1 pseudogene is annotated in these 359 nt (G+C 60.4%); it reads right to left on the bottom strand.

The annotated features are described in order from the left end of the window. Nucleotides 1–359: pseudogene (locus KNP00_RS14140) on the bottom strand (RNA-guided endonuclease TnpB family protein); the annotation flags it as partial.

The raw sequence follows: 359 nt of genomic DNA, 5'->3' as shown, positions 1-359 counted from the left end.
GCCTTCTTGACCTTCGCCTCGGACTTCCGGAGGAGTCGGGGGTTATCGATCTTCTCCGAGACCATCGCATCGTTCGTCATGACGGCGAAATGGTCCAAACCGAGATCGATCCCGACCTTGTTCTCGGCTGGGATCCATGGTTCATCGTCCTGTTTGACGAGGAGGGAGACAAAGAACGTGCCTGTCCTCGTCATCGACACCGTCGCCGACCGGATGACGCCCTCGAACGGACGATGTTGGCTGAACCGCACGAACCCGACCTTCGGCAGACGGACCTTGCCCGCCTCGATGCGGATCGTACCGTGCTGGTTGTTCGTCGTGTAGGAGGCGCGCGACCGTCGTCTCGACTTGAAAGCCGG

Origin of the sequence: Exiguobacterium qingdaonense (assembly GCF_018617855.1) — a bacterium.
Classification (GTDB): Bacteria; Bacillota; Bacilli; order Exiguobacteriales; family Exiguobacteriaceae; genus Exiguobacterium; species Exiguobacterium qingdaonense.
The sequence above is the reverse complement of the archived record's forward strand: the minus strand, read 5'-3'. Positions and strand labels throughout refer to the sequence as shown.